Origin of the sequence: Moorena sp. SIO4E2 (assembly GCF_010671945.1) — a bacterium.
GTDB lineage: Bacteria > Cyanobacteriota > Cyanobacteriia > Cyanobacteriales > Coleofasciculaceae > Moorena > Moorena producens.
In genome coordinates this window covers 1-1,722 of record NZ_JAAHIE010001097.1, presented here as the reverse complement: position 1 = coordinate 1,722, position 1,722 = coordinate 1, and the positions used below count along the sequence as shown (strand labels likewise).

Genomic DNA, 1,722 nt, shown 5'->3' with positions numbered 1-1,722 from the left:
ATTTTCCTGGCCCCCTCTCACTAGAGGCAAGCTCCAGACAACCATTAGGTTTGTCTTGAGAGAAACAAGCATAGACATTAGTCATTTGCTTTTTGTACGCTTCAGGAGCTGCAAAGCCTGCAAGCTCCCATATCTCTTTATCTTGTTTGCGCCAATTCTCGTATGCGAATCGAGTTAAGAATGCACACTGAGATTTCCCTTGAAGCTCGTAGTTATCAGCTGTGTGTTTGAGGAATTCATCCCAGTCTTTCGGTTGTTTCATCAGTCACCGCTATATGAACAGCTTACTGGTTTGTTTGAATTTCAGTTATCTTATCGTACTTCTTCGTCCTGAGGGGGTGACATGAGCCCTGAAAAGCTTACTATATAAGGCTTTGATGCCCGTTTTCTTAGCAAAGATCAACTGGCAAATTGACCTTCCTTTGATGTAATGGCAAGCTCAAACCCTTATAACTACGTCCAAGGTCAGGCCAAAACAGCATGTATCTTTCAGGTGCGACCCGTGGCGAATTTAATTCGCCAAGGTCAAGCGCACCTGAAGTAACATATTGGCTGAACGCACTACCCAGTAAGGATTTTAGCTTGCATGTCACCCCCTCAATTCTTCGTCAATAGGAAAAAAGTAGAAATTAATTTTGTATAATTTCTACTTTTTTCTACTTTTTTCTACTTACGATTAGAAATAAATCTAAGATTTTCATTTTTAATTAGACTGACATACTCAAAGGTTAATTATTACCATGACATTGTTGTAATAATTTGTTTTGTAGGAATCAAAAAATGATTTCAATTAAAAACGATGATAAGGATGATGACGATCCAATTGTTCCAACTCGAATGATGTTCACCTGAATCGCTTATCATGCAGTCTGTTACTCTCTGTTTATTTTTCTCCTTTAGCATTTAAGCGTTGGCGTGCCAAAGACTTCCAGGAATCCAGCTCAGGAAGTCTCCAAGGTGATTTTTTTGATTTGTTGTTCCTAGAGTCATATTTAAAACCGTTTTCCCATGACAAATCAGCATTTTGCTTGTTTCCTTGGGCTTCCTGCACCTGTGCTAGTAAATAGTAGGCATCTGCACAATAGCTATCTAATTCAAGTGCTTTTCGGAGGTGCAATTCTGCCTCATGGTAATGATTTTGCTGGAGATATGCCCAGCCAAGGTTTTTGTGTAAAGAGAATTTTATTGAAGCATCCTCAACCCTTTTTAAACTGGGTAAAAGTAAGTCAATTGCGGTGATAATGTTTCCTTCCAAAATTTCCAAACGAGCTAGGTTGTTGATAGCTGCATCGACAGCACGACCTTTACACTCTGTAGCAGTCTGGTAATGGAAGCGAGCACGATCCGGCTTTTCCAGTTCTTCATAAGTTGACCCCAGATTGTAGTGAGCTGGTCCATGATTTGGGTCAAATGCGGTCGCCCATTCCAAATAGAATAAAGCACTTTGGAAGTCTCCAATCATATAGTGTTCATACCCAACTTTGTTGAGATTCTTTGCAAATTGCTTCCTTTTGTGTTCGTCAGAAACCGAGTTGTCCAGTGTTTTCAAGAACAACTCTCGGTTATTTCGCGGCATTGTGGGCAACTGGCAGATAAGATCAGACTCCTCTTCAGGAGTCTGATCGCTCAAAAGTTCTGGTTTGTACTTGGCAACTAGAGCAACGACTTCAGAACGTTTGTGGCGGCGCTCGCCGGAGTGTTTGTTTTCCAGACCAAATGCCT

Annotated in this window: 1 protein-coding gene and 1 pseudogene; both read right to left on the bottom strand. The window is 40.9% G+C overall.

Annotated features, from left to right (window positions below; translation table 11 throughout):
• A pseudogene (locus F6K37_RS41045) lies at positions 1-262 on the bottom strand (AAA-like domain-containing protein); the annotation flags it as partial.
• 621 nt (positions 263-883) lie between these two features.
• The coding region (locus F6K37_RS41040; RefSeq protein ID WP_287257037.1) for a tetratricopeptide repeat protein at positions 884-1,722 on the bottom strand (839 nt) is incomplete at its 5' end.